Below are 24,448 nucleotides of genomic sequence, written 5' to 3' on the forward strand. Positions count from 1 at the left end.
CCCCAAACGCTCTCTGACATGAAAATTGGATGACCACGGCGGGGTACGTGGGGTGATCAGTGCTATCCGGCCTGTTGTAGGGGTTGGAGGGTAACTTGGTAGCCGAGTGATTCGAGTTGTCCGATGGCGCGGGCTTTGGCTTTGTCTGGCGCCTGCCGGGTGAAGTAGTCGGCGCCGGGGTCGTTGTAGAGTTCGCCGGTGGTGAGCATGTGCCAGGCTGCGGTAAGCATGGCGTGTTCGACGGCGACGAGGGCTTTCATCGGTCCGCGCCGAGCGGCGAGGCGTCCGTACTTCGCGGAGAAATAGGTGTTCTTTGAGCGTGACGCCGAGAGCGCGGCTATGCCCAGGGCGCCTTTAAGGTACCGGTTGCCGGGCCGTGTTTTGGTGGATTTGATCCGTCCGGCGGATTCGTTGGATCCCGGGGAGGTACCGGCCCAGGATGCCAGGTGCCCCGCGGTGGCGAACATGCTCATGTCGGCGCCGGTTTCAGCGATGAAGACTTCCGCGATGGTGGTGCTGAACCCCGGGATGCTCACGAGGAGCTCCCGGGCGAAACGAAAGGGCTCCATCGCCGCCTCGATCCTGGTGCTGAGGTCGTTGATGTCGGCGGTGTGGGCGTCAATCCGGTGCAGATAGAGTGCGGTCATGTAGCGGTGGTGCTCGGTGAACCGGCCGGTGAGTGCTTGGGTGAGTTCAGGGATTTTGGACCGCAGCCTGCGCTGGGCCATCTCCGCCAGGGCCGCCGGGTCGGTCTGCCCGTCGATGAGTGCTTGGAGGATCAGGCGTCCGGAGACCCCGGTGATGTTCGAAGCTACGGAGGACAGTTTGATGCAGGCGTCCTCGAGGAGTTTCTCCAGGCGCTGGATCTCCCGGGTCCGTTCCTGGGTGATGATGGTCCGGGCCCGGGTCAGATCCCGCAGTTCACGGATCGGTGGCGGGGGCACGAAGGAGGCCCGGACCAGCCCGTGGGCGCCCAGATCGGCCAGCCACGCAGCGTCGGAAACGTCGGTTTTGCGGCCCGGGACGTTCCTGGCGTCATGGGCATTGACCAGGATGATGTTCAGCCCGTCATCTTCAAGCAGGTAGTAAAAGGGGCGCCAGTAATCACCGGTGGCCTCCATGACCACGAGATCCACGTGCTCGTCCAGCAGGTGTTCCTTCAGCCCCAGGATCTGCCCGGTCATCGAACCCCAGGTCGTGACGGTGGATGTGGTGGACCGGCCGCCGCGGCCCTGGATACGGACACAGACCTTCGCGTCCTTCTTTGAAATATCGACACCCGCACAGCGCGGGTGAATGACCTCCATGACAGATCACCCCTTCCCGATCGGTTCCAGAAGATTGCGTCTGTGTCCCGGGGAAGGCGGATAAACAACAAATCTGACATTCGTGCTCAACGGCAACATTCCACGGTCCCGCGGATAAAAAGCTGTGCCCTCCACCACCAAACTCACTTACAGGCTCACCGACACCAAAGAGAGACCGGGGTCGACCGGAACACACTCTCCAGTCTGCTCCGGCAACCCAAACCCCGCAACGATCACCGCTGCACCACATTTTCGGCCCCCACGGCAGAGCGAAGCGCCCCTGAGAAACTCAAATTTCCCCGATGTCTTTCCCGACGGGACGCTGTGGGCACCGCTGCGAGGCAGTTCCGGACAGCGGGTAGCTTCCTGGGACACATTGCACAACGTTAGGCCTGGGGACCTTGTCCTGCACTACTCCCGTCCCGCGATCCGCGGCATCAGCCGGGCGGCCACGCTGCCAGAGCCGGCATTTCCACCGCCCCGCGGATACAAAGAGCCTGCGGACACGGACGGGATACTGGTCCTCACTGACCCTGTATGTGAAGTGCACATCCCGTGGAACGACGTCGTCGACATATTGCCCCGGGGAAAAGGCCCTCTGACCGCAATAGGCACACTGAACAGAGGCTACTTCTATCACTTGGACAGTGAAGGTGCCCTGCAGTTGTTGCGCCGGGCAGGGCTGGAGATCACCGATGCCCCTGATAGGGGCGGGCACGAGGAAGTGTCGGCCGACCAATACTTGGGCGGTCCGACCGACACGTGGGCGTTAGGGGCAGCACGGACAGAACAGCGTTTCCTGCGGAACCAGCAGCTGCAGCTGCGGGGCAGTTTCTGCTCGCTCTGCGGACATTCCTTCCCGGAACAGCTCCTAGTCGCCGCCCACATCAAACCCCGCTCGGCCTGCTCTGAGAAGGAGCGTATGGACACCCGCAACGTGTCTATGCTCGCGTGCCTGTTCGGCTGTGATGCTCTGTTCGAGCTTGGCTACGTCGTCGTCGGTGAGTCCGGCGTCATCGAAGCGGGCAAGCCTGGAGCCGGGCAGGTTAAGGACCGGATCGAGGGCCTCGTGGGCCGAAAATGCCTGGCTCATGACGAGCCGTCCCGCGGGTATTTCGCGTGGCACCGGCAGGCCCATTTTGGCAAGTTGATTAGGCAGTCGCCAACGACGCCTTGATCACGCTGGTGCGGGAGGGCAAGGAGAACTTGAAGCCATTCATCACCGGCAGGATCGCGCCAAAAGGAACCAGGCAGGGCGGGGATTCGACACCTCATCAACCACAGCTACACGGCGTGCTGGTACACCCGTAGGGTGACGAGTGCACCGGCTCAGTTCCGGACGGCGGAACAGCGAAGCCCCCAGCTGATCAGCCGGGGGCTTCGCGAACTTCCTTTGAGTTTTATTTGGCTGCGACGAACACCTTGTCACCAAGCATGCCCGCCCTGACGGCGAGAACGCCTTGAGCCGCGGTGGCCGACGGCACTTCAAAAGCCTTATTGCCTGTTGCTGAGCCGCCCTTAAAGAGCGCGTTCGAGCTGATGGGATCCGGTTCTACGACGGACTTGTCGTAGCTGTTCACAGTCCTCCCGTCCGCTGTCACGTATTCGACTGACACGAACGAAGGCGTCTGTCCGTTAGCGTCATTGCCGATATAGGTGACTGAGTAGTTTACGAGGATATATTCCGAACCCGCGGCAGGCGGGTCGTTGAATTGGTTGGCAGCGATAACAGCGTCTGTGGCGGCGAGGGTGACCGAGTTGACCACAACGCGCCAGTCCTTGGACTCAATGACCGAGCCGATCGGATGTGGGGTCTCCCGGGTCCCGGTTTTGGCGGCGGGAGCCGCTGCCCCGCCGTTAGTGGCCCCTGCATCCCCGGACGGTGCTACGACTTTCGTGTCGCCGCCCCCGAATGCGTTGTCGGCGGCCGACCCGACGACTGCGAAGAATACGACGAAGCCGACAATTGTTCCAACGATTGACAGGATCAAGGCAGTGATGCCCATGCCCTTGGGTTTGTCTTTAAGGAACAGAGAAACGAGAGCCAGGACAAACGCGATCGGCAGCAGAATCCAACCAACGATCAGGGCTCCGGGCATGCAGGCGAAGATGAACCCGAGGGCTGCTGTGATGAGGGCGATGAGCCCCAGTATGTTCAACGGCTTTTTAGCCTTCGCCGGCTGAGGCGGGAGGGTCTGCGTTGACGCCTCGTGATCAGCGGCCTGTGCGAGAGATGGGTGGTTGGGCGAAGTCTGCTGTGAGCCCGCCCCAGGGAACTCTGGTGTTGTCATGGCTCAAATATGGCAGACATAAAAGGTTTTTCGCGCCTTACGACAATACGTAATCCCAAATATGACAAGCCTGAGTGGTGTCCTGTGTGTTATTTACAAAGTCAGTGTATTGTTGAACCTTTAACTAAAGAATCTTTTGGTTGCGTTGAATGCAGGTTCTGGATTTGGGGATGGGTCTGGGGCCGGAACTCGAATCATCGGACACCAGGTTGTTCAGCGCAGGCGTGACCTGCTGCAACCGGCGCTCCCCGCAGCAGCGGGAGGCCGTTGGCACCGTCGTGCAGGTGCCGCGGGCACCGCTGAATCTTAATGGCGGGGTAAAAGAATCTTTAACTACATGACAAGAAAGTGTTGATTAAAATCTGCGAGAGCTCCGGGAGTCGAACTGCTCGTGCTGAAGAAGTCCCGCTGCGCGCGGCAGACCGCGAAAGTTCCCTGTCGTGAGTGAGGATTGAGCCATGGCAAAGCACAAACGCGGCCCGTCCGCGGGGACCTACAAGCAGACCGTATCCGTGCCGGTGATCCAAAGCGCCTCCTGGTGAAGCAGATGAGGCTCCGGTACGCCGGAACGTGCCGGTTGTGTGCCGCCTCGCTGCCGGCCGGAACACAAGCGATCTACGAAAGCGAGACGAAGACCGTCCGCTGCGTGGAATGTGCCACCGAGGCTCCGGAAAACGAGCCTCCCGAACTCGAACCACCTTATGACGAGTCATTGCCCGCTGACTCCGGAGTAGCCGGCTCGTCCGCCCGCCGGGAATATGAGCGCCGAAAGGCGAAGGACGAGGAGAAGCTCCGCGAGAAGTGGGGTCGCTTTGGTGGCCTTGCAGTCGCCCTCTCGGACGAGCGCCAGCCCACCAAATCCTGGGATCAGGGCGCGATCGGTGAGGAACGCCTCGGCACCCGGCTCGATGCCGTGGCCGGCGCCCGTCTGGCTGTCCTCCACGATCGGCGCATCCCGGGCTCGAAGGCCAACATCGACCATATCGCCATCACTCCCGGCGGGATCTGGGTTATTGACGCCAAGCGGTACAAGGGCCGGCCTGAACTGAAGATCGAGGGTGGCATCCTTCGTCCACGCGTCGAGAAGCTCCTCGTTGGCCGGCGTGACTGCACGAAACTGGTGGACGGGGTGCTCAAACAGGTCGACGTCGTGCGCGACCTCGTTGGGGATGATGTTCCGATCACCGGGGCGCTGTGCTTCGTCGAAGCAGACTGGCCCCTGATCGGGGGCGCGTTCTCGACTCGTGGCGTTCACGTCCTCTGGCCGAAACGGTTAGCCAAAGTGCTGACAGAGCAAACAGCCGGCGACGTTGATGTGGCACAGATGCGTGAGGCGGTAGCGTCGCGGTTCAGGTCTGCGTGACGTCAAGTGGGGAAATTCGTTGGTGCAGGGCTAGGAAGGCCGACGGCGGGGGCAAGTCCCGCCGTCGTTCTTCTGACACTGCCCGCTGGCCACTGCCCGGGCAGCCGGGAACAAATCAAGGGACTTTCCCCCTATCCAGCCGGGCCATCTGCGCGGAAGATTAGCCCATGAAAAAGCTTGTGCTGGCGAGTCTCGCCGCCCTTCTCCTGGTTATTGGCACCCTCGTGGGCGGTGTCGTCCCAGGCAATGCCGCGCCGGACCCGGCCATCACGGCAGGGCAGATCCTGGTCAAGTTCCGCGACAACGCCGCAGCTGCGGGCGTACTCCGCCCGCACGGGCTTACCGATGGGCCCGACGTCGGCAGCACCGGCGCGCACCTGATTACCGTGCCGGCAGGCAAGGAGTTGCAGCTCGTCGAAGCCCTGGGCCGGAACCCTAGGGTGGAGTATGCCGAACCGGACTATGTGGTCACTCCGGCCTCAGACGACACCTACTTCCCGCGCCAGTACGTGCTGCAGAACACAGGCCAATCCTTCACGAACACTGAAGGCACGGTGACCGTCGCTGCGGGCACATCTGACGCCGACGTGGACGCCGTCGAAGCCTGGACCGTCACTACAGGTACCGGGGTCAAAGTGGCTGTCCTCGATTCCGGCGTCGCCATGGACAACCCCGACATCACCCCCAAGGTCGTGGAACGGACCAACTTCACCACATCCAGAAGCAACGACGATAACTACGGCCACGGCACACACGTCGCCGGAATCGTCGCGGCCAACGCCAACAACGGCATTGGCGTCGCCGGCGTATGCCCGGGATGCTCCATCCTGGCTGGAAAAATCCTCAGCGACACGGGGATGGGATCCAGCTCAGGCCTGGCGAACGGCATCACCTGGGCCGTCAAGAATGGTGCGCAGGTTATCAACATGAGCCTGGTGGTTGGCGCGTCAACCACCCTGGAAACCGCGGTGAACAACGCCTGGAACGCGGGTGTGGTGCTGGTTGCGGCAGCCGGCAACGGGGGAAACACCAGCATGAATTACCCAGCTGCGTACCCGAATGTCATTTCTGTGGGGGCGACCGATAACAATGACAAGAAGGCGTCGTTCTCCACCTACGGCACGTGGGTGGATGTGGCAGCGCCGGGTGTCAGCGTCTACTCCACCTTCCCCAACCACAGATTCACCCTCGCCAGGGAGTACAACCGTTCCCAGGGGTATGACATCGGCAGCGGCACCTCGATGGCCTCACCGATTGTTGCCGCAGTCGCCGCGCTCGCCCGCAGCGCCAACCCCGGCGGCACCAACTCGGACATCCGCGCCAAGGTGGAATCCACCACCGACGCAGTTGGCGCTATCGGCACTGACTGGGCCCACGGCCGCGTGAATGCCTGCAGGGCGGTCGGGGCAACAGGTTGTTGACCCTTCCGGCGGCCTAGAGCGCCGTTGTAGGGTCAGGGCGTGATCGTCCCCGATATTTCCCAGAACGCCGTGGCGGTGGCGGATCACTACGACGAGCTCGATCCCATCTATCGCCGGGTGTGGGGGGATCATGTCCATCACGGGCTCTGGGTGACGGGCCCAGAGACGCCCGGTGAGGCTGTCGAGGCGCTGGTGGACACCGTCGGCGATCGGTTGGGCCTCAGGCCCGGCCAGGCGTGCATCGACATCGGCTGCGGTTACGGCTCCACCGCACGGCGCCTTGCTGTGACACGCGGGGTCCGCGTCACCGGCTTCACGCTGTCCGCTGAGCAGGCCCGCTACGCCGCCGTGAATCCCGTTCCCGGCGTCGATGTCCAGGTCCGCGACTGGCTCGGCAACGGGCTGTCCGACGCCTCGGCCGATGCGGCCTGGGCGATCGAGTCGAGCGAGCACATGGTGGATAAGCCCAGGTTCTTCGCCGAGGCGCACCGCGTGCTAGCGCCCGGCGGCCGCTTCGTCATCTGCGCGTGGCTCGCCGAGACCGGTGCCAGCGGATGGAAGGTCCGCCACCTGCTTGAGCCGATCTGCCGCGAGGGGCGCCTCCCCTTGATGGGCACGAGAGAGGAATACGAGGCGATGGCCAGGGCAGCGGGCTTTACGGTCACCGGCTATGAGGATGTCAGCCGCTGCGTCGCGCGCACCTGGCCCATCTGCGCTCGCCAGCTCGTGAAGGCCCTGCTCGTCGACCGCGAGACACGCCGTCTGGCCCTCGGCGCGCGCAACCGCAACTCGTTTCTGGGCATTCCCCGCCTGATCCTCGCCTACCGCACCGGTGCAATGCGCTACGGAATCTTCACGCTCACCAAGGTTGAGGAGAACCCCTGAAAGCAGTCCGTGCGAGAATGACGCCATGACCCACGAGCAGCACGCATCCGCCGCGCCGGAACTGGACCGCACCGCCCACCCGGCATTCGAAGCCGCCTATCAGGCCGCCCGGAAGAGCCTGGCTGAGGGCGGCATCCCCATCGGAGCGGCGCTCGCCCGGGACGGCGTGGTCATTGCCAGCGGGCACAACGAACGGGTCCAAAACGCTGATCCGATAGCCCACGGGGAAATGTCGGCGCTCCGCGCCGCCGGCCGGCAGAAGAGCTACCGGGACACCACGCTCTACACCACCCTCGCCCCGTGTGCTATGTGCGCCGGAACCATCGTCCAGTTCAAAATTCCCCGCGTGGTGGTGGGTGAAGCACGCACCTTCGACGGCGAGCTGGAGCTCCTGCGGACACGCGGGGTTGAGGTGGTGGTCCTGGATGATCAGCGTTCCGTCGACATGATGCGCACATTCCAGTCCGACAACCCGGAGCTCTGGGCGGAGGACATCGCCGAGTAGGCCACGCAGTACACTGTCGTTCATGGTCTCCCGTATCAGCGAACTGGTGCTCAACTGCTCCGATCCGGAACTCCTCGCAGGGTTCTGGAGCGGGGTCCTCGGCTATGTCGAGCTGGGCCGGGAGGACGGTGCCATCGAGATCGGCCCGCCGGACGCCGGGTTCGGCGGCCTGCAGCCGACCATCATCCTGAGCCCGAGCAGCAACCCGCAACCCGGACGCCTCCCTCTGCACATCGACGTCAACCCGGTGGATCGGGACCAGGACGCGGAGCTGGAACGCTTGCTTGCCCTTGGGGCCCGCCCGGACGACGTCGGGCAGACAGGAAGGGAGCAGTGGCACGTCCTGGCCGACCCTGAAGGCAACGAGTTCTGCCTCCTGCGCAAGCGGCTTGAGCCCTGACCGGACGCCGGGGCTAACCCAACAAGTCCCTTGCGGTGTCGCTCGTGGCGGCCCGGAACGCCAGATACCGCGCGGCCGAGCCGATGATTTGAGCCCCGCGGCCTGCGCGGCCTTCACGCGTTGCGGACGGCCGTCGCCGATTACCCATGGGCTATGACGCGATGGCGGCGCGCCGAGCAGCAGAAATGCATCCGGGAGCGGTTAGGCTCAGCGGTAAACTAACCGGCAAGCAAGCGCCGCTGAGCCTAACCGCTCCCGGGCTTAAAAGGCGTAACCCCGGCGATGTGTAACCAGTGATCGCTCCGGGGTCTTCATTAGCAACTATAGGTAAGGGCATGGGGAACCGCAACTTTGGCTCGGTTCAGGAGTTCGAGGAACTTCGCGAACTACTCACCGTGGAACGCATGGGCTCATACTTCAGAGCCTCCGCTGGGGATCTTCGTGGAGCGTTCGCTTTGTACGAATGGAATATGACCGCCTCAGCGGCCACCATGCATACGGTGGGCATGGTGGAGGTCCTTGTGAGGAACGCACTTGATCGCCGGCTGTCAGCGTGGTGTGAGCACAAACATCCTGGTCGTGACTGGCTTGATCTCTCCATCCTGGATGAACGTGCGCGAAGAGATATCGCCGAAGCCCGCCGGCGGGCATCCCAACGCAACGGAGCACCGACCCACGGAAAAGTCATCGCCGAGTTGTCCCTTGGATTTTGGCGTTATTTGGTGGCATCGAGGTATCTCACGGCGTTCTGGATACCTGCCGCCCAACACGCCTTTCCTCACGGTCCGGAGGATCCTCGGCGGCGACGTATCCTGACCGAGACATCACTCAAGAACCTGCATTTCGTGCGCAATCGGGCGGCGCATCACGAACCGATCCACAGGCGCGACCTGACGAAAGACTTACAGACAAGTGCGGAGATCGCAGGCTGGATCAGTCCGACAGCACGAGCGTGGGTGTTGGCCCGGTCGACCCTCCCTGAAGTCATGGATGCCAGGCCGGGGCCCGAGGCTCCTTTCGGGAAGTGATAGAGCGGATAACCATATGTTGGATTTTTATTAAGGACCCGCCGGCACTCTAACCGCCCTGCGTGGGCAGACTCAGCCAACCGCAAGCCTCCCATGCGCCCAGTCCCACCGGATCAGTTCCTGCTCCAGCCGGACAGCCCGGCCAAAGGTGTCAGTCCCCAACGCCGTGTACAGCGCCGACTCCTCTTCGGTCAGCCGGGTCAGCGCAGCTCGGGACGAAGCAGGTTCGCTGCCCCACACGTCCCTGTGCTCCAGCAGGGTGGCCTCATCCATCAGGACGCTCACCACGTGAGGATGCACTGCCCTGAGCCCATCAAGGATTCGGAAACCGTGCGTATCCAGATCTCCCCAGTACAGGACGTCGCAGTCACGCAGCCAGGTGGCGTCGCGGAGGGACGAGAATCCGTACCCGCCGCCATAGATGGCCAAGGTGCCTGTTCTCTCCGGTAGGGCCAGGAAGTTCACCAGGTTCTCGGTCACGATCACCGATGCCACAGGAAGCTGCAGTGAACTGAACGCCGCCGCTGTGACGGTAATGTCCCTGGCACCGCCGAGCAGGGGCACGGCGGGGTCCAGCATCCGGAACCGGACAAGCTCGGGCGGATGCACGAATCCGTGCCGCGCCGCGAACCGGGCGGCGGGTGTCCGCGCCGCCGTCTGCCCCAGCAGGGCGTCCGGTTCCACGGGGACGTCCGGCAGGTCCTCGCCAGCGGATGGTATCTCCGGGAGCGCCACCGGACGCAGGGCCTCCGCCAGCTCATCGATCACCCGCCGGTGGTTCTCGATGAACTTGGTGTGCACGCCGGGCAGGCTGAGCTGCCGGACGTAGACGCCCGGCTCAGGGTTCGCCCGCAGCCACAGCGCCACGCGGGACGCCGTCAGGGCATCGGCCCCGAGTTCCAGCAGCTTGAGCGGCCGCCGCAGCACCCACTGACGAAAAGAGGGGTCCAGGGCGGCCATGCCCCCGGCAAGCTCCTTGAACCGGGCAGCGTCCCTGGTCTTCCCGGCAAACCCAATCTCATCGCCTGCCGATGCGAACACGGCAGCGGCGGGCAGCCGGTTGGAACCGATCGTGCTCTGGCCCACCTCCACGGTCTCCAGGCTGAACGGACCGGCGGCGGCAAACAGCTCACCTGCCCACGCACCTGCTGCCGCGTAGTCACGGAGGAGGGCCGCCGCCGTCGGACGCTTCAACGGACGACGCCGGGGGTACAGCCCGGTGGGTTCCAGCAGCTCCCGGAGGAGCGAACCGCTGTTCCACGCCTTCAGCGACAGGGCCCGCAGGTCCGCCAGCGTGGTCCAGGACTCAGCCGCCATACCGGTCCTTCTCCTCGCGGTACTCCTGGATGGTCATGTTGCGCAGCTGCGAATCGTCGCCGTTGGTGTTCGCCACGAACCCCACGTGCGAGACGAACGGCTCGATCACGTGGATCTTCTGCAGGGGAGTGACGATCAGCAGCTGCAGCTTCATCCGCTGGAACAGCTCCAGCCCGTACCGGGCGGACTCATCCGAGCCGCGGCCGAACGCCTCGTCAATCACCACGAACCGGAAGCTCCTGCCGCTGCCGGCATTCCTGCCCGCCCCCTTGCCGGACTCCAGCCCGAACTGGAACGCCAGGGCCGCCGCCAGGATGGTGTACGCCAGCTTCTCCTTCTGCCCGCCGGACTTGCCGCCCGAATCCGTGAAGTGCTCGTACTCCTCGCCGGTCTCCGTCCACTTCTCCGACGCCGAGAACGTGAACCAGTTCCGCACATCGGTCACCTTCGCCGTCCACTTCCGGTCCAGGTCCGTCAGCCCTTCCCGGCCCCGGAACCGGTCAATCAGCCGCTCCACCTGCAGATACTTCTGCTCCGAGTACTGGTCCGTCTCGCCGATCGTCCCCTCCGAACACGCGCGCAGGTCGCTGCCGAACTCGCGCACGTCCTGGTCCGACGTGGCCTGGTGCTCCAGCTGGATATGGCGGCCGGTGTTGTACGGAATACCCGCCAGGGACTCGTTGATCTCCCCGATCCGGTCCATGATGTTCTGCCGCCGGCTGTCCAGGAACGCATTGAACGCCACCACCTCGCGGATGGTGTTCTGGTTCAGCAGATCCTTGAACTGATTCTCGAACCGGGGCAGGTCGTTGCCCACCAGCTGCTCCAGCAGCCGGTTGTAGTCCGCCGCGGCCTCCAGTGCAGCGTCGACGTCCGTGGTTTCGTTCGGGTACTTGTTGCGGAAATCGGCCATCTGCCGGACCGTGCTCTCCGCTGCACGGGCGATCCGCTTGGACAGTGCGTCGATGGTGTCCGTCAGGCCGTTCCGCACGGTGCTTTCCACGGTGGCCGTGTTTTTGTAGGTGAGCGGTTTGTCCCCGAGCGCCGCGTCGGCGAGGCGTCCGACGGCGGCCAGCACCGCGGCGTCGTCCGTCACCGGCGTTTCACCCAGCACAGCCCGGCAGTCGTCGATTGCCTCGGCGATGTCCCGCGCGTCCTTCTCATTGGCGCCCAGCCGCTCCCGGAGCTTGCCCGACTTCTCCTCCAGCCGCTCCAGCTCCGTGGTGACCTGTTGTTGCTTGGCCATCAGCTGCTGCAGGACGTCGCTGGTGGTTTCCAGGGCCCGCTTCTCGGCTTTCAGGTCCTCGATGCTGCGGGCCGTGGCGTGCCAGCTGATCTCGCCGAACTCCGTGACGGAACGGACGGTGCCCAGCTGCTGGTTGTGCCGGCCCAGCGCCCCCAGCTGCTGGTTGACGCGGTCCAGCTGCCCGGCCACCACCTTCAGCGTGCCCTGCACCTCGTCCAGATCCGCGCGGAACCCGGCAATCTTGTCATGGTTGTCCCAGCCCAGCACGTAATTGCGCCGGTCAGCCAGGTCCTTGCGGTCGTCCTTCTCGTGCCGGCCCCGGCCGCCTTTGAGCTGGCCGTTGGCCGTCAGCGCCTTGGGGTAGCGGCGGAAGTCGGCCAGGTTCTCGCAGCAGAAGTAGTCGAACCGGCTGCTGAGCTGGTCCTGCAGGAAATCCCGGAACGAGGTGCCCTGCTTGATGGCGATCTTCGCCGCCAGCGTCCCCGGCTCGGCCGCCCTGGGCGCATAGGAGTCACCGATCCTCAGGTACACCAGCCGGCCGCGCAGGTTGTTCGCGTCCACCCAGCTGCTGACCGCGGCGTAGTGCTCCGCGGGGACCAGGAGCGAGAGGGCGAAGCCGTGGAGGGTCCGTTCCGCGGCGCCCTCCCAGCCGGCCTCGCCGTCGCGGACCTTGAGCAGCTCGCCCACGTACGGCAGGTCGCTGTCCGTGATCCCGGTGCCTTCGCACAACCGGCGGCGGATATCCAGCTGGGGGAGCGGGATCAGGTTGCGCCGTGCCTGCAGGCTGGTGAGCTCGGCCCTGAGCTCGGCGGACCTGGTGTTGAGCCCTGCCTGCTGGATCGACAGCGTGGTGCGCTCTTCATGCAACGCCTCGGAACGCGCCGCCAGGTCCTGTTCCACCCCGGCGAGCCCCGCCCGGTTCGCGTCGAAAAGGACGCGGTCCTCCGGGGCCTGGAGGCCAAGGTCCGCCGCGGCCACCGAGTAGGCCTCGAACCGCTGCTTCTGCTCGGCGGACTTGGCGGCCAAAGTGGCCAGCTCGGCGTCGATCGCGGTGAGCCGTCCGCCGCCGTTGGTGCGGATGTCCTCTTCCACGCCGGCCAGGTCGCGGCGCAGCTGCTTGATCTCCCCGTTCAGCCGTACCGAGTCCTCCTGCAGCCGCATGCCTGTCTGCTCCAGCTCGGCCTGGTGCTCCAGGCTCAGCTGCAGCTTCCGGTCGGTGAACCAGGGGTGCAGCTGGTCGCGCTGTTTGCGGGCCAGTTCGTCGTCGGCGGTCAGCCCGGCATGCAGTGCGGCGCCCTCCTTGATGGGTGTCAGCAGGGCGATCTGGTCCTTGGCCCGGAGGACGGCGTCGTGGGCTTTCTTCAGGTCGTCGAAGTGGTGGATCAGGTTGGTGATCCTGGTGGCGACGTCGTTCTCCTCCAGCATGTTGCCGCGCACGAACGAGGTGATGTTCTCCACCTGCTTCATGGACACCGTGCGGTGGAACAGCTCCATGGCCTGGTTGCCGCTGATCCCGAACTGGCGCTTGAACGCGGCCGAGTACGGCTCGAAGGAGTCATGGACCGATGCCCCGGCGGCGCGCAGCTTCTTCTTCAGCTTCAGCGGGTCCTGGCCGAAGTTGCTGAAGTCCGAGGCGATGCTCTGGTCCGTTTCCGCGAGCGAGTAGAACCGGTTCGGCTGCCCGGCCTCCTGCGTGGCCCACAGCGTGATACCGAGGGCCACCCACTTACCCAGCACGGCGTTGTGGAAGACGCCCAGCACCACGGTCAGCTGGCCGGTGGCGCGCAAAGGTACCGGCTTGGAGTACTCCCCGCCGGCGCTCCGGGCGCTCTTGTGGAATCCCCGGACGTACGACATCAGGGAGCGTTCCTTCTTCTGCGCCCCCGCAGCCTTGTTGTACTCGATTTTGTGCGCCGGAAACAGCAGCGTGGTGATGGCATCCACCACGGTGGACTTGCCGGAGCCAATGTCGCCGGTGAGCAGGCTGTTCGCTCCGTCCAGCCGGAACGTGCGCACCCCCTGGTGGAACGTGCCCCAATTGAGCAGCTCCAGGCGGTGCAGCCGGAAACCCGGGGGAATGCCGCCGTCGGCCGCGGTATCGTCGAGACTGAACAGACTCTCCTGCAGGTCCGAGGTGAGGTCCGCGGTCACTGGTCCTCCCCTTTCCCTGCTGCTGCTCCGGCAGCCCCGGCAGCCCCGGCTGCGGCGGGCGGCTCCCCGGCGAGCGTCGCGCGGTAGTCAGCCAGCCGCGCGTCGAACTCTTCCAGCCACTGCGCATCCACGTACGCCTTCAGGATCCGGGCCACCTCGTAGGTGTCCGCCTGCCCCTTGAGCTTGCGCAGGAAACCGAGCTCCACCACCTTCTTGATGTCCGTGCCCAGCCGGTCCAGGACGCGGGCCTCGTTGCTGGATTCGGGCAGGAACACCGAGACCATGTCCGCGATCTCCTGTTCGGACATGATGAGCCGGACTTCGCTGCTGTTGATGTCGAACTCCATCATGCGCCGGCGGAGCAGCGCCAGCAGCAGGCTGACGTTGAAGGTCAGGGTGCGGCGGGCGATGAGCCGGGGGAGCGTGCCGTCCGGATCATCCTTGGACCGCAGGAACGCGTAGCCCTCGGATTCGTCAAGGACCAGGTCCAGGCCCAGCACCGAGACATAGTCGCGCACGTGCGAGGTCAAGCCGAGCAGGGACTGCCACACCTTCTCATCGTTCTCCGCGTACAGCACGCCCTTGAAGAGCCGGGTGACGACGGCGGGAAGCTCCTCCGGCGTGCGGGTTTCAGTGTCAGCTGTGGCTGGGGTGGCGGGGTTCATGCCGGCCTTCCGAAGATGATCTGTTCGATGGTGGCTTCGCGGATGCTGCCGTCCGGCAGCTGCCAGGACAGGTGCTGTGACTGCTCCGGGTTGATGGTGGCCCAGTCCGATTCGGTGGCCAGCTGGTAGTACGCCACCACCTCCGCCAGGCCCTGGGAGAGGGGGTATGCTTCGGTGACTTCGGCGAGGGTGGCCTGCTCCGCGTCGGCAAGGACGGCGTCAATGTTGGCCCGCAGGCGTTCCTTGTCTACGAAGAACTGACCGAACAGGGCCGAGGCGTCCACGTCGGCGTCGTCGGCCGTTTCCACGGCGTCGTCCACCAGCACTTTGCGGCTCGGCTCATAAAGCGGCCGTTCAAAGGGCAGCACCACGTCCACGGATGGTGCGTCGATCTCCATGAAAGCGCCCGACGGCGGTGCCTCCCGGGTGCCCAGCGCACCGGATTCGATGCTGCGGATCAGCTGCATGATGCGCTTGTTCTCCAGGAACACCTTGTCGTCCAGGAGCCGGCGCATCTGCTGGGAAAGCTGGCGGACCGTGGCCTGGGTCTGTTCGACGGCGGGCAGCCAGTCCTGGTGGAGGTTCGCCACCGCGCTGAGGCTGTCCGTTTTGGCCAGGGCTTCGATTTGGGTTGCTCTTTGCAGGAGGTCCTGCAGCTCGGTGCGGAGCTGCGGCGACATCAGGTAGTCCCAGAACCCCTGGAAGGTGCGGCCTTGGAGGGAGCTGCTGATGTCCTGCTGGTTGTCGAAGATCGATTCCAGCAGTTCGCCCTGGGTGCCGTCCCACGTGGCGATCTGCTCGCGTACCTGCCGGTCCAGTTTGCGGAAGTTCTGCTCCACCTCACGGAAATCGGAGAGCAGGTCCTTGGCCAGGGCGGTGAGCTGCTGGAGGTGGTCCAGGGCTTCCGGGCCGGTCATGACGCGGATGTGACCGTCGCGGATCCGCTGCATCTCGGCGTCGATCCCGTCCCGCTGGCGCTGCAGCTCGGTGAGCCGCACCTCCGGGTCCGTCTCGGACTGCTGTACCAGCTGCTTCAGCACCGCGAAGATGCTGGTGAGGCGTGACTGGGTTGCGACGAAATCCCGCCCCCGCAGATTCTCCACCCAGCGGACCACGTCCTCCGCAGCCGCCGTGAGGTCGTAATGGGGCTCGTCCTCGCCGGGGACGTAGTACTTCCTGAGCCATTGGCGTTCGTCGGCGGCCCAGTCATCCAGGTACTCACCGGCGGGGCGTGGAAACCGGTCCTCGCCTTCGCTGTCCCGGAGGCCGAACAGCACATCATCCAGGACGTCGATCAGCTCCTGCCGGCCCAGGTTGCGCTGGTTGGGTCCCGTGAACGCGGCCATGAAAAACGTCAATGCCAGGGGCGCGTTCTGGGCACGGAGCAGTGACCAGCCTGCATGGTTTTCCCGCAGGGAATTGATGGCGTAGAAGTCCATTGGGGTCCCGTGTTTGGTGCGTCACGTCGTCGGGTTTCACTCTAGCCGTCCTCCTCGGACGCTCTATCACTTAATGCGGGTTCCCTTCGAACGCTCTCTCATTTAACGCAGGTTTCGATGAACGCTCTCTCAGGCTTTGCTAGTCTCAGGCCCCATGACCGAACTCCGCCCCGACGGTTCCAATACAGTCGGATTCCTCCACACGGCGCAGGTCCACGTAAGTACTTTCGAGTCCCTGGCCCGGGAGCTCCTGCCCTCCGCACGCACGGTCCACCGCGTGGATCCCGAAGCTCTGGAGCTTGCCAGACAGGACGGACCAAGGCAGCGCGTGCGCGCGGTGGTAGCTGGCTACCTTTCGGAACTCCGGGAGGCAGGATGCGAGGTCATCCTCTGCACGTGCTCAACGCTCGGTGAGGTCGCGGAAGGACTGTTAGGAGACGGCCTCGAAGTGATCCGGATCGACCGGCCGATGCTTCGCCGGGCCGTCACCCTTGGCCCGCGGATCGGTGTAATCGCGGCGCTCGGCAGCACCGTCGAGCCGACCACACGCGTCCTTGCCGAGGAGGCTGCGGACGGGGGAGCTGATATCTCCGTTGAGGTCAGCGTCGTGGAAGGGGTATGGGATGCCTTCCTCAGCGGAGATGCTGAGGGCTACCGCTCCCTTGTTGCACACGCGGCGCGTGCGCTCTCAGGCCGTTGCGACGTCGTCGTCCTCGCCCAGGCGAGCATGGAGCCTGCCGCCGCCCTACTCAGCGGGCTCGCGATCCCCGTCCTGACGAGCCCTCGCTCCGCCGTCGAAGCGGTGGCCGCGGTCATCCCGTCCCGCGAGCGGATTGGCTCCGAATAGCAGTTGGAGGTGGGAAATGAACGGATCATCCGCTCACAGTGGACCGCATTGGCGCCGCGTGATGGCCGCGCTCGCCAACCGGGATGCCCGGACTGCCTACGCGCAGATCGTGCTCGGTGAGGATGTCCTCGACGACGTGAAGGAGCAGCGCCGTTCCCGGGCCATTGCCGTTCTGGTGGAGGCCGGTCTGGTGGACCGGACGGCCAGCAATGGCTATCAAGCCTCGGAGACGATCTTCCGCGAACTCCTGTCCCAGCAGCCCAAGCGCCAGCCGAAGACCGGGGTGGACCGTTTCCTGCGCCTGGGCCGGATCGACAGGTACCCGGCCACTGCGGCGGACCGTCGCGAACTCCTTGCCTGGATCGTCGGCGAAGCTATCCAGCCGGGGGAGGACCTCACCGAGAGGCAGGTCAATGAGCGGCTGCTGAGCTACACGGGGGACGTGGTGCTGCTGCGCCGCTACCTTGTCGACTTCGGGCTGCTGGAGCGGACCGCGTCGGGGTCCTCCTATTCCCGGCCCGAATGAGACACGGACGCGTGGCGCGGGGATGCGGGAAGCTGGACCGGGAGAGCGGCTGCCGTCCCCCACGCTGACGGAACCGTCGAGTGTGACGTAGGTCCGCCGTCGTGGTTCCATCGGTTCCTGTTGGCATATGAAGTCCTAATGGCTGGGCGTCCCTGCGACGAATCGAGCGCCACCGCTACTGATCTTCGCGCAGACCGATGAGTCCTTCCTGGGCTTAGGCAGTGCTGCGGGAAGTGGCGCTGGCGGTACTGTTGCGCACGATGAGGGCCGGCGCTATAGGTGTGCGGTCCACTTCGCGGCCTTCCATGGCGCCGATCAGCACTTCAGTGCTCATGAGTGCCAAGGCGGTGAAGTCCTGGCGCACTGTGGTTAACGGAGGTAGAAAAAAGTCTGACCCTTCTATGTCGTCGAAACCGACCACGCTCACGTCGTCCGGGACCCGGATCCCATTTTCAGCGAAGGCACGTATCAGCCCGAGAGCCGTGTGGTCGCTGGCAGCGAAGATAGACTGGGGAACCTTTTGTTCCCGCACGAGCTGGAGGGCGGTCTCATAGGCCCACCGAGGGCTCCAATCGCCTTCTAGGCACAGCCCTGGTGTAAGCCCGGCGTCGCGAAGCGCCGCCTCCCACCCGCGTTTGCGTACCCGACCGTCGAACCAGTCCATGGAGCCCGCGAAGTGGGCGATGTCGGTGTGGCCTAGGTCTATCAGGTGCTGGGTGGCCAGCCGTGCGCCCAGTTCCTGGTTTTCCGAATATGTGAAGACGTTTGGAGTCGATGATGCTCCCGCCGCAATCATCTCCACGGGTACGCGGCACGAGGCATTCCATACCGCTGCTGCCATGTCCACCACAGGGGCAATGACGATGATTCCCCCCACGCCGGTATCGTCCAAGGCGTCGAGGGCGGCCTGAACCGACTCTTCGTAGGGCTGTTCGACGCTAACGACAGTTGTGGCGTACCCCTTCTTGCGCGCGATGTTCTCGAGGGCCATGAGCGTGCCCACCGGGCCGAATCGCGGGGAGCCGTCGGAAAGTATGCCTATGGAGGTGGACCGGCTGGTGACAAGCGCCGTGGCTGCCCGGTTCCTGCGGTACCCGATGTCCTTGATCACCTGCAGAACCCGTTGCCGCGTTGCCGCGCTCACGTCCGGTGCGTCATTGAGTACCCGCGAGACTGTGCCGAAGGAGACTCCGGCGATGCCCGCCACATCGTTGATGGTGGGCTTCCGGCGCAGTGGGGCATTCGATAGCCTCTCGTTCGCCTCACGGGGAACAGCTATGCCTGGCACGCTCACTCCTGTCTTGCACGTCACGGATGGAACCTCTCGGTTCTGTGCCTTTCGATCTTACGTCCGCCTGGATTCCTCCGCCCCCCAGACAGCTCCCATTGTGATCCTTGACACGTATCTCCGTAAACGTTTACGATGGTGTCCGTAAACGTTCACGAAAGGGTCGTAAGCGTGTACGGAGCCAACCATTTCAAAGAGGAAAGGGAGCGGGATGCCCGACCAGATCGTCTACGCGCTCGCACTCGATCCGAACGCCGGACTTCGGGATGTCGACCAGACCCAGTGGGCAAATCTCGAAGTGCTCCTGAAGGATACGGAGCCCGGCGATCTCGCAGCCGCGGTCCGCACCTTTGTCTCTGCCGGGTCTTCGGCGGTCATCGGAATATTCGATGAAGATCGTCTTTGGGCAAGCCTGGTCGTCTCCGTCGACAACTCGGGCAAACCCACGTCAGTGTCCACCATTCGCGGCCCGGCCCGGGAAACAGGTGGTGACATGGCGCAGGCGGCCAACGAGGCCGTGAAGTGGGTTCAAGCCCACTACGGGCCGTGTTCCTTGGGCTTCTTCGTCGACAAAGTACATGCAGAGGCGCTCCTGAGAGCTTCAGACAAGGCCACTGCCATCCGCACCGCCTCGGCCTCCGGCGGGCTCGTCCTGTCCCCGGTTCCGCCGGCCCTGGCTGTTGCCCTCGCCTGAGCCATCCCAGGCGTCCACCCCCATCCACCCACAGCACTGGAGAACAATGATGATCCGCAGGCTTCCCCTTCTGGCCCTTGCCGCAGCCCTGTCACTTTCCGTCGCATCCTGCAGCAGTTCGACAACGGGCACGTCGAATGCTCCCGACGCCGGTGTGTCCAATAAGGCACAGCAGGCCCTTGATCAGATCAAGGGACAGGTCCTGAGCAAGGGGCCCAACGGCGAGACGCCCTCCCCGGCGTCCGCAGCAGAACTGACCCCTGATGAGATTGCAAAGGTCAAGGCACTCAGCGCCAAGGCGGCCATCGTGATGCACTATGGCGGCAACGACTGGGCCACTGCCCAGATCAACGGACTCAAGACCGAGTTTGAAAAGCTCGGTGTCAAGGTGATCGCCACGACTGACGCGAACTTCAAGCCGGACAAGCAGGTTTCGGACATCGAGACCGTAATGTCACAGGCCCCGAACATTATCGTCTCCATCCCCACGGATCCCGTGGCTACGGCCTCCGCCTACAAGAAAGCCGCGGCTGCCGGCACCAAGCTCGTCTTCATGGACAACGTCCCCCAGGGACTGACTGCCGGCCAGGACTATGTCTCTGTTGTTTCTGCTGACAACTACGGCAACGGCGTCGTCTCCGCCCACCAAATGGCTAAAGCGCTCGGTGGCAAGGGGAAGATCGGGGTTGTCTTCCACCAGGCCGATTTCTTCGTGACCAAGCAGCGCTACCAGGGATTCAAGGAAACGATTACCAAGGAATACCCGGATATCCAGATTGTCGAGGAAAAGGGAATTGCCGGTCCGGACTTTGCTGGAGATGCCCAGGCTGCTGCGAACGCAATGCTGAGCAAGTACGCCGACCTGTCCGGAATCTGGGCGGTCTGGGATGTTCCTGCAGAAGGTGTCATGGCCGCAGCGCGGGCCGCCGGCCGGCCGGATCTGAAGATCGCTACGGAGGACCTCGGCAAGAATGTCGCGATTGCCCTTGCCAAGGACGAACTTGTCGTCGGACTTGGAGCGCAGGTTCCGTTCGACCAGGGTGTCACAGAAGCGCGGCTGGCCGCAGGGGCGCTCATCGGCAAGAAAGCACCCGCTTATGTGGCGCTGAGTGCCCTCCCGGTTGACCACTCCAACGTCCTGGATGCCTGGAAGCAGGTCTACCACGAGGACGCCCCGAAGGACATCCAGGACTCCTACAAGAAGTAGCCAAAAAGCCGGCGGTGCGGGGGCCCGGCCCCCGCGCCGCGCCGAAAGGGCAACGATGAATACCGCAGACAATGTCGTCGAGATGCGCTCGATTTCCAAGAGCTTCAACGGCGTTCCCGTACTCAAGGACGTCAGTTTCGACGTCCGCAAGGGTGAGGTGCACGCGCTGGCGGGCGGCAACGGCGCTGGGAAGTCCACGCTCATGAAGATCCTTCAGGGCGTCTACCAGGCAGACGCCGGCACAATCCTGATTGGAGGCAAGCCGGCCGCCATCAATTCGATCCAGGACGCGAAGGCCGCCGGGATCGGAATGGTCTTCCAGGAGTTCAGCCTCGTACCGAGCCTGACCGTTGCACAGAACATCTTCCTTGCCGCCGAACCGCTCGGCAGGGGCGGGCTCATCGACGACCGTGCCGCGGTGAAACGGGCCAGGGAGGTCTTCTCTGAGATGGAGGTCGACGTCGACCCCCGCGCGGAGGTCTCCCGGCTGGGGACTGCATACTGGCAGCTGACCGAGATCGCCAAGGCCCTCGCCCAGAACGCCCAGGTGCTGATCATGGACGAACCCACCGCCAGCCTGGCCCGGCACGAGTCCGAAGCGCTCTTCGAACTGATTGACCGCCTCAAGCAGCGCGGCATCTCAATCATCTACATCTCGCACCGCATGGACGAGGTGTACAGGCTCGCGGACCGGATCACCATCCTCCGCGACGGCCGCCACCTCCTCACCGCGCCACTGTCTGACGTCACTCCCGAGCAGATCGTGGAAGGCATCGTCGGGAAGAAGATCGAGGGCCAGCTTTCCTACCGTGCGCGGGACCATATGGCCCACGACGGCGCGCCGCTTCTCGAAGTCCGCGGGCTTCATGCCGGGAACCGGGTACGGGACGTCTCCTTCACGCTCCGGCCCGGCGAAATCCTCGGACTGGCAGGGCTCATGGGAAGCGGACGCACCGAGCTGGCACGTGCCCTCTTTGGCATCGACAAGGTGGACAGCGGTGAAGTCCTCCTTCGGGGCAAAAAAGTCAACCTTGCCTCGCCCCAGCAGGCCATCAACGCCGGCGTCGCCCTCATCCCGGAGGACCGCAGGGCCCAAGGCCTCGTCCTGGAGCACTCCGTCCAGGACAACCTGCTGCTTCCCCTCCTCGGCCAGATCCAGCGGGGACCACTCCTGGACGGCGCCAAGGGCAAGGAATTGTCGTCGTCCCTGATCAAGAGGTTCGCAGTCAAGGTGGCCCACCCCCACCGCCCGGTGCGGCTTCTCTCCGGCGGCAACCAGCAGAAGGTGGTCATCGCCAAGTGGCTGGGCACCGATCCGGACATCCTGATCCTGGACGAGCCCACGGCCGGCGTGGACATCGGCACCAAAAGCGAAATTTTGGACATGATCCGGGAGCTTGCAAATGCCGGCAAAGCCGTCATCGTCATCTCCTCCGAGTACCCCGAACTACTCGCGGTCAGCGACCGCGTCCTCGTCCTCAAGGACGGCTCCATCATCCGCGACATTCCCCGCAGCGAGATCGCTGACGAGGAATATCTCCAACTTGCAGTCCAGGGAGTCTGAACAGTGAGCAAGGCAAACACCATCGCGCCGCGGGACACCGCGGCCCGCAATTTCGGCACCGTCCTGAAAGAACTCGACTGGCGGCGCTACGTCATCTACATCGGCTTCGTCGTCGTCTTCATCTTCTTCGCCATTCTGCTGCGCGACCAAGGCTTCCTGTCGCCGAATAACCTCCTGAACATCTTCCGGCAGACAGCCACCATCACCGTCATCGCCGTCGGCATGACCTACGTGATCGCATGCGCGGAGATCGACCTGAGCGTCGGATCCGTGGCTGGCCTCTCCAGCGTCTGCGCCGCGATGGCCCTGTCCCAGTGGGGACTGATTCCGGGCATCCTGGCGGGCCTCGCCGTCGGGCTCGTCGTCGGATCGATCAACGGTGCGCTTGTCAGCCTCCTCGGCATCCCGTCCTTCCTGGTGACACTCGGCATGCTGGGGATAGCCGTCGGCGTCGCCCAATGGATCACCGCCTCGGCGCCCCAGCCGATCCTGAACGACACATTCAACATGCTGTTCGGATCCGGCAATTTCGGCCCAGTTCCGGGGCTGGTGGTCTGGAGCGCCATCTTCGTGGCCATCGGCGCCGTCGTGCTGAACCGCACCAGGTTCGGCCGCCAGGTCCTGGCCACGGGAGGCAACCGCAACGCCGCAGAGTTCACCGGCATCAACACCAAGCGCATCAAATTCCAGGTGCTCCTCATCTCTGCCATGGCGGCAAGCGTCGCCGGCATGCTCTACGCCGGCCGCCTCCAGTCCGGACGGTTCCAGTGGGGATCGGGGGACGAACTCTCCGCCATCGCTGCCGTCATCCTGGGTGGAACCAGCCTCTTCGGCGGGTTCGGCTCCATCATCGGCACCCTCTTCGGCGCCCTGCTGATCGGCCTGATCAACAACGGACTGATCCTCGCAGGGCTCGACAGCAGCCAGCAGCAGGTGGTCCGCGGCGCAATCATCATCCTGGCCGTCGCTATGGCCCGGAAGAAGTAGCACCGGTGACTTTCCAATTACGGGCCGGAATTATCGGAACAGGATTCATGGGTTCTGTCCACGCCCATGCGCCGCCTCTGGTTCTCCTTTGACGGAACCGAAGCGTCATTCAGCTTCAACCAGGAACGGCCGGACACCCTGCATGTGGGCCGCATTGATTCAAGTTCCGAAATCCCGGTCGGCCCGCAAACACTCACAACACCGGGCGGCCGGCGGTACGCCAAACTTCCCCCCCCGGCCACCCCCAGGGATACCAGGACAGCTTCAAGGCCTTCGTCGGGGACATACATGCGGCCGTCCACGGTCAAGAACCCGACGGCTTGCCCACATTCCGGGACGGACTACGGGCAGCCCTCATTACCGATGCAGTCGTACCTCGGCTGCGCAGCAGACGTGGGTCGAAGTTCCCCAAACAGAAAACCTCACCGGATCACTCAAGTCTTCCTCAGCAGCTGAAAGGCAGAAGCAATGAAACTCGGTTACTGTTCCATCACCTGGGGCGGCGTCGTCGGCCACCCGCAAGGTGTGACCAGCGTGAAGGACCTTTTCTACATGACCCACGGGTCCATGCGGCAAGCAGTCCAGGACATCGCATCAGTCGGCTACCAAGGTGTTGAAATGTTTGACGGCAACCTCGCGGAATACGCAGAGAAGCCAGAAGAACTCAAGGAAATCCTGGATACCGCCGGAGTCGAACTAACAAGCGTATATACCGGCGCGAACTTCATCTACGCCGACATACTTCCCGACGAGCTGCACCGGATCCACCGTGCCGCCGAATTGGCTGACAACTTTGGAGCAGAACGGCTCGTAGTAGGAGGTGGGGCACGCCGGGCCGCCGGAACCACTGACGAGGACTACCAACGCCTCGGTGAGGCTCTGGACAGCGTAACGGACATCGCAGAAAGCTTCGGCCTGTCGGCAAGCTACCATCCGCATCTGAGCACCATTGTTGAAAGCCCGGAGGAACTGGACAAACTGATGCCGCTCACCCGGATCGGCTTCTGCCCGGACACCGCCCACCTTGCAGCCGGCGGCGCAGACCCGGCTGCAGTTATCCGGAAGTACTCCGACAGGATCCAGCACGTCCACCTCAAGGACTTCCAGCAGGACCCCTTTAATTTCCTGCCCCTGGGACAGGGTGAACTTGACTTCCCGGACATCATCGCCGCGATCCGCGAAAGCGGATACGACAGCTGGCTCATGGTCGAACTCGACAACTACGACGGTGATCCCCGAGAAGCCGCAGCCCTCAGCAAGAAGTACCTGGAAAAGCTCCTCTCTCACTAATTTTCAACGCAGGGACTGCCACAGACG

Annotated in this window: 21 protein-coding genes; 14 read left to right on the plus strand and 7 right to left on the minus strand. The window is 64.0% G+C overall.

The window, feature by feature from the left end; translation table 11 throughout:
• Positions 1-62 precede the first annotated feature (62 nt).
• Positions 63-1,307 carry an IS110 family transposase gene (locus AB4Y73_RS09550; RefSeq protein WP_441871193.1) on the minus strand — a complete coding sequence of 415 codons (1,245 nt, stop codon included), beginning with the start codon at positions 1,305-1,307 and terminating at the stop codon, positions 63-65.
• 640 nt (positions 1,308-1,947) lie between these two features.
• Between AB4Y73_RS09550 and AB4Y73_RS09555 the strand changes: the two genes are divergently transcribed.
• On the plus strand, positions 1,948-2,484 hold the full coding sequence (locus AB4Y73_RS09555; protein WP_441871194.1) for an HNH endonuclease: 537 nt from the start codon (positions 1,948-1,950) through the stop codon (positions 2,482-2,484).
• A 223-nt stretch (positions 2,485-2,707) separates the two neighbouring features.
• Here AB4Y73_RS09555 and AB4Y73_RS09560 read toward each other — a convergent pair whose 3' ends face one another.
• Positions 2,708-3,598 carry a hypothetical protein gene (locus AB4Y73_RS09560; RefSeq protein ID WP_441871195.1) on the minus strand — a complete coding sequence of 297 codons (891 nt, stop codon included), beginning with the start codon at positions 3,596-3,598 and terminating at the stop codon, positions 2,708-2,710.
• A 547-nt stretch (positions 3,599-4,145) separates the two neighbouring features.
• Here AB4Y73_RS09560 and AB4Y73_RS09565 point away from each other — a divergent pair.
• The 6 genes from AB4Y73_RS09565 to AB4Y73_RS09590 all read left to right on the plus strand — a co-directional run bounded on the left by AB4Y73_RS09565 (position 4,146) and on the right by AB4Y73_RS09590 (position 9,200).
• Positions 4,146-4,961, plus strand: coding sequence for a nuclease-related domain-containing protein (locus AB4Y73_RS09565; RefSeq protein ID WP_441871416.1), 816 nt, complete (start codon positions 4,146-4,148; stop codon positions 4,959-4,961).
• A 167-nt stretch (positions 4,962-5,128) separates the two neighbouring features.
• On the plus strand, positions 5,129-6,382 hold the full coding sequence (locus AB4Y73_RS09570) for a S8 family serine peptidase (RefSeq protein WP_441871196.1): 1,254 nt from the start codon (positions 5,129-5,131) through the stop codon (positions 6,380-6,382).
• Between the two features lie 39 nt (positions 6,383-6,421).
• Complete coding sequence (locus AB4Y73_RS09575) at positions 6,422-7,267, plus strand: class I SAM-dependent methyltransferase (RefSeq protein WP_441871197.1); 846 nt, start codon at positions 6,422-6,424, stop codon at positions 7,265-7,267.
• 25 nt (positions 7,268-7,292) lie between these two features.
• Positions 7,293-7,772: a nucleoside deaminase gene (locus AB4Y73_RS09580; protein WP_441871198.1), complete on the plus strand. Its 480-nt coding sequence runs from the start codon at positions 7,293-7,295 to the stop codon at positions 7,770-7,772.
• A gap of 22 nt (positions 7,773-7,794) precedes the next feature.
• Positions 7,795-8,172: a VOC family protein gene (locus AB4Y73_RS09585; protein ID WP_441871199.1), complete on the plus strand. Its 378-nt coding sequence runs from the start codon at positions 7,795-7,797 to the stop codon at positions 8,170-8,172.
• A gap of 335 nt (positions 8,173-8,507) precedes the next feature.
• Complete coding sequence (locus tag AB4Y73_RS09590; RefSeq protein ID WP_441871200.1) at positions 8,508-9,200, plus strand: hypothetical protein; 693 nt, start codon at positions 8,508-8,510, stop codon at positions 9,198-9,200.
• A gap of 72 nt (positions 9,201-9,272) precedes the next feature.
• Here the strand turns inward: AB4Y73_RS09590 and AB4Y73_RS09595 are convergent, their stop codons facing one another.
• From AB4Y73_RS09595 to AB4Y73_RS09610, 4 genes are read right to left on the minus strand one after another with little or no spacing between them, the layout of a single operon-like run.
• Entirely contained in the window at positions 9,273-10,517 is a 1,245-nt protein-coding gene (locus AB4Y73_RS09595) for a Wadjet anti-phage system protein JetD domain-containing protein (RefSeq protein WP_441871201.1), read from the minus strand.
• Positions 10,507-13,914: an ATP-binding protein gene (locus AB4Y73_RS09600; protein WP_441871202.1), complete on the minus strand. Its 3,408-nt coding sequence runs from the start codon at positions 13,912-13,914 to the stop codon at positions 10,507-10,509. Before AB4Y73_RS09600 ends, AB4Y73_RS09595 begins: the two co-directional genes overlap by 11 nt.
• Positions 13,911-14,579, minus strand: coding sequence for a DUF4194 domain-containing protein (locus AB4Y73_RS09605; RefSeq protein ID WP_441871203.1), 669 nt, complete (start codon positions 14,577-14,579; stop codon positions 13,911-13,913). The genes AB4Y73_RS09600 and AB4Y73_RS09605 overlap by 4 nt, the downstream gene beginning before the upstream one ends.
• Positions 14,576-16,018: a DUF3375 domain-containing protein gene (locus tag AB4Y73_RS09610; protein WP_441871204.1), complete on the minus strand. Its 1,443-nt coding sequence runs from the start codon at positions 16,016-16,018 to the stop codon at positions 14,576-14,578. The genes AB4Y73_RS09605 and AB4Y73_RS09610 overlap by 4 nt, the downstream gene beginning before the upstream one ends.
• A 154-nt stretch (positions 16,019-16,172) precedes the next feature.
• Between AB4Y73_RS09610 and AB4Y73_RS09615 the strand changes: the two genes are divergently transcribed.
• On the plus strand, positions 16,173-16,865 hold the full coding sequence (locus tag AB4Y73_RS09615; RefSeq protein WP_441871205.1) for an aspartate/glutamate racemase family protein: 693 nt from the start codon (positions 16,173-16,175) through the stop codon (positions 16,863-16,865).
• A 16-nt stretch (positions 16,866-16,881) separates the two neighbouring features.
• Entirely contained in the window at positions 16,882-17,391 is a 510-nt protein-coding gene (locus tag AB4Y73_RS09620; RefSeq protein ID WP_441871206.1) for a DUF2087 domain-containing protein, read from the plus strand.
• A gap of 214 nt (positions 17,392-17,605) precedes the next feature.
• Here AB4Y73_RS09620 and AB4Y73_RS09625 read toward each other — a convergent pair whose 3' ends face one another.
• Positions 17,606-18,679 (minus strand): LacI family DNA-binding transcriptional regulator, encoded by a 1,074-nt coding sequence (locus AB4Y73_RS09625; protein ID WP_441871207.1) that lies wholly within the window; start codon positions 18,677-18,679, stop codon positions 17,606-17,608.
• A gap of 211 nt (positions 18,680-18,890) precedes the next feature.
• Between AB4Y73_RS09625 and AB4Y73_RS09630 the strand changes: the two genes are divergently transcribed.
• From AB4Y73_RS09630 to AB4Y73_RS09650, 5 genes are all read left to right on the plus strand, one after another.
• Positions 18,891-19,373 carry a hypothetical protein gene (locus AB4Y73_RS09630; RefSeq protein WP_441871208.1) on the plus strand — a complete coding sequence of 161 codons (483 nt, stop codon included), beginning with the start codon at positions 18,891-18,893 and terminating at the stop codon, positions 19,371-19,373.
• 46 nt (positions 19,374-19,419) lie between these two features.
• Positions 19,420-20,580: a substrate-binding domain-containing protein gene (locus AB4Y73_RS09635; protein ID WP_441871209.1), complete on the plus strand. Its 1,161-nt coding sequence runs from the start codon at positions 19,420-19,422 to the stop codon at positions 20,578-20,580.
• Positions 20,581-20,635: 55 nt separating this feature from the next.
• The gene (locus AB4Y73_RS09640) at positions 20,636-22,144 is read left to right on the plus strand and encodes a sugar ABC transporter ATP-binding protein (protein WP_441871210.1); all 1,509 of its coding nucleotides are present in this window, start codon (positions 20,636-20,638) and stop codon (positions 22,142-22,144) included.
• Positions 22,145-22,147: 3 nt separating this feature from the next.
• Positions 22,148-23,131: an ABC transporter permease gene (locus AB4Y73_RS09645; protein ID WP_441871211.1), complete on the plus strand. Its 984-nt coding sequence runs from the start codon at positions 22,148-22,150 to the stop codon at positions 23,129-23,131.
• A 468-nt stretch (positions 23,132-23,599) separates the two neighbouring features.
• On the plus strand, positions 23,600-24,421 hold the full coding sequence (locus tag AB4Y73_RS09650; RefSeq protein ID WP_441871212.1) for a sugar phosphate isomerase/epimerase family protein: 822 nt from the start codon (positions 23,600-23,602) through the stop codon (positions 24,419-24,421).
• Positions 24,422-24,448: the final 27 nt, after the last annotated feature.

The sequence above is a fragment of the Pseudarthrobacter sp. TAF60_1 genome (genome assembly GCF_052113505.1).
Classification (GTDB): Bacteria; Actinomycetota; Actinomycetes; order Actinomycetales; family Micrococcaceae; genus Arthrobacter.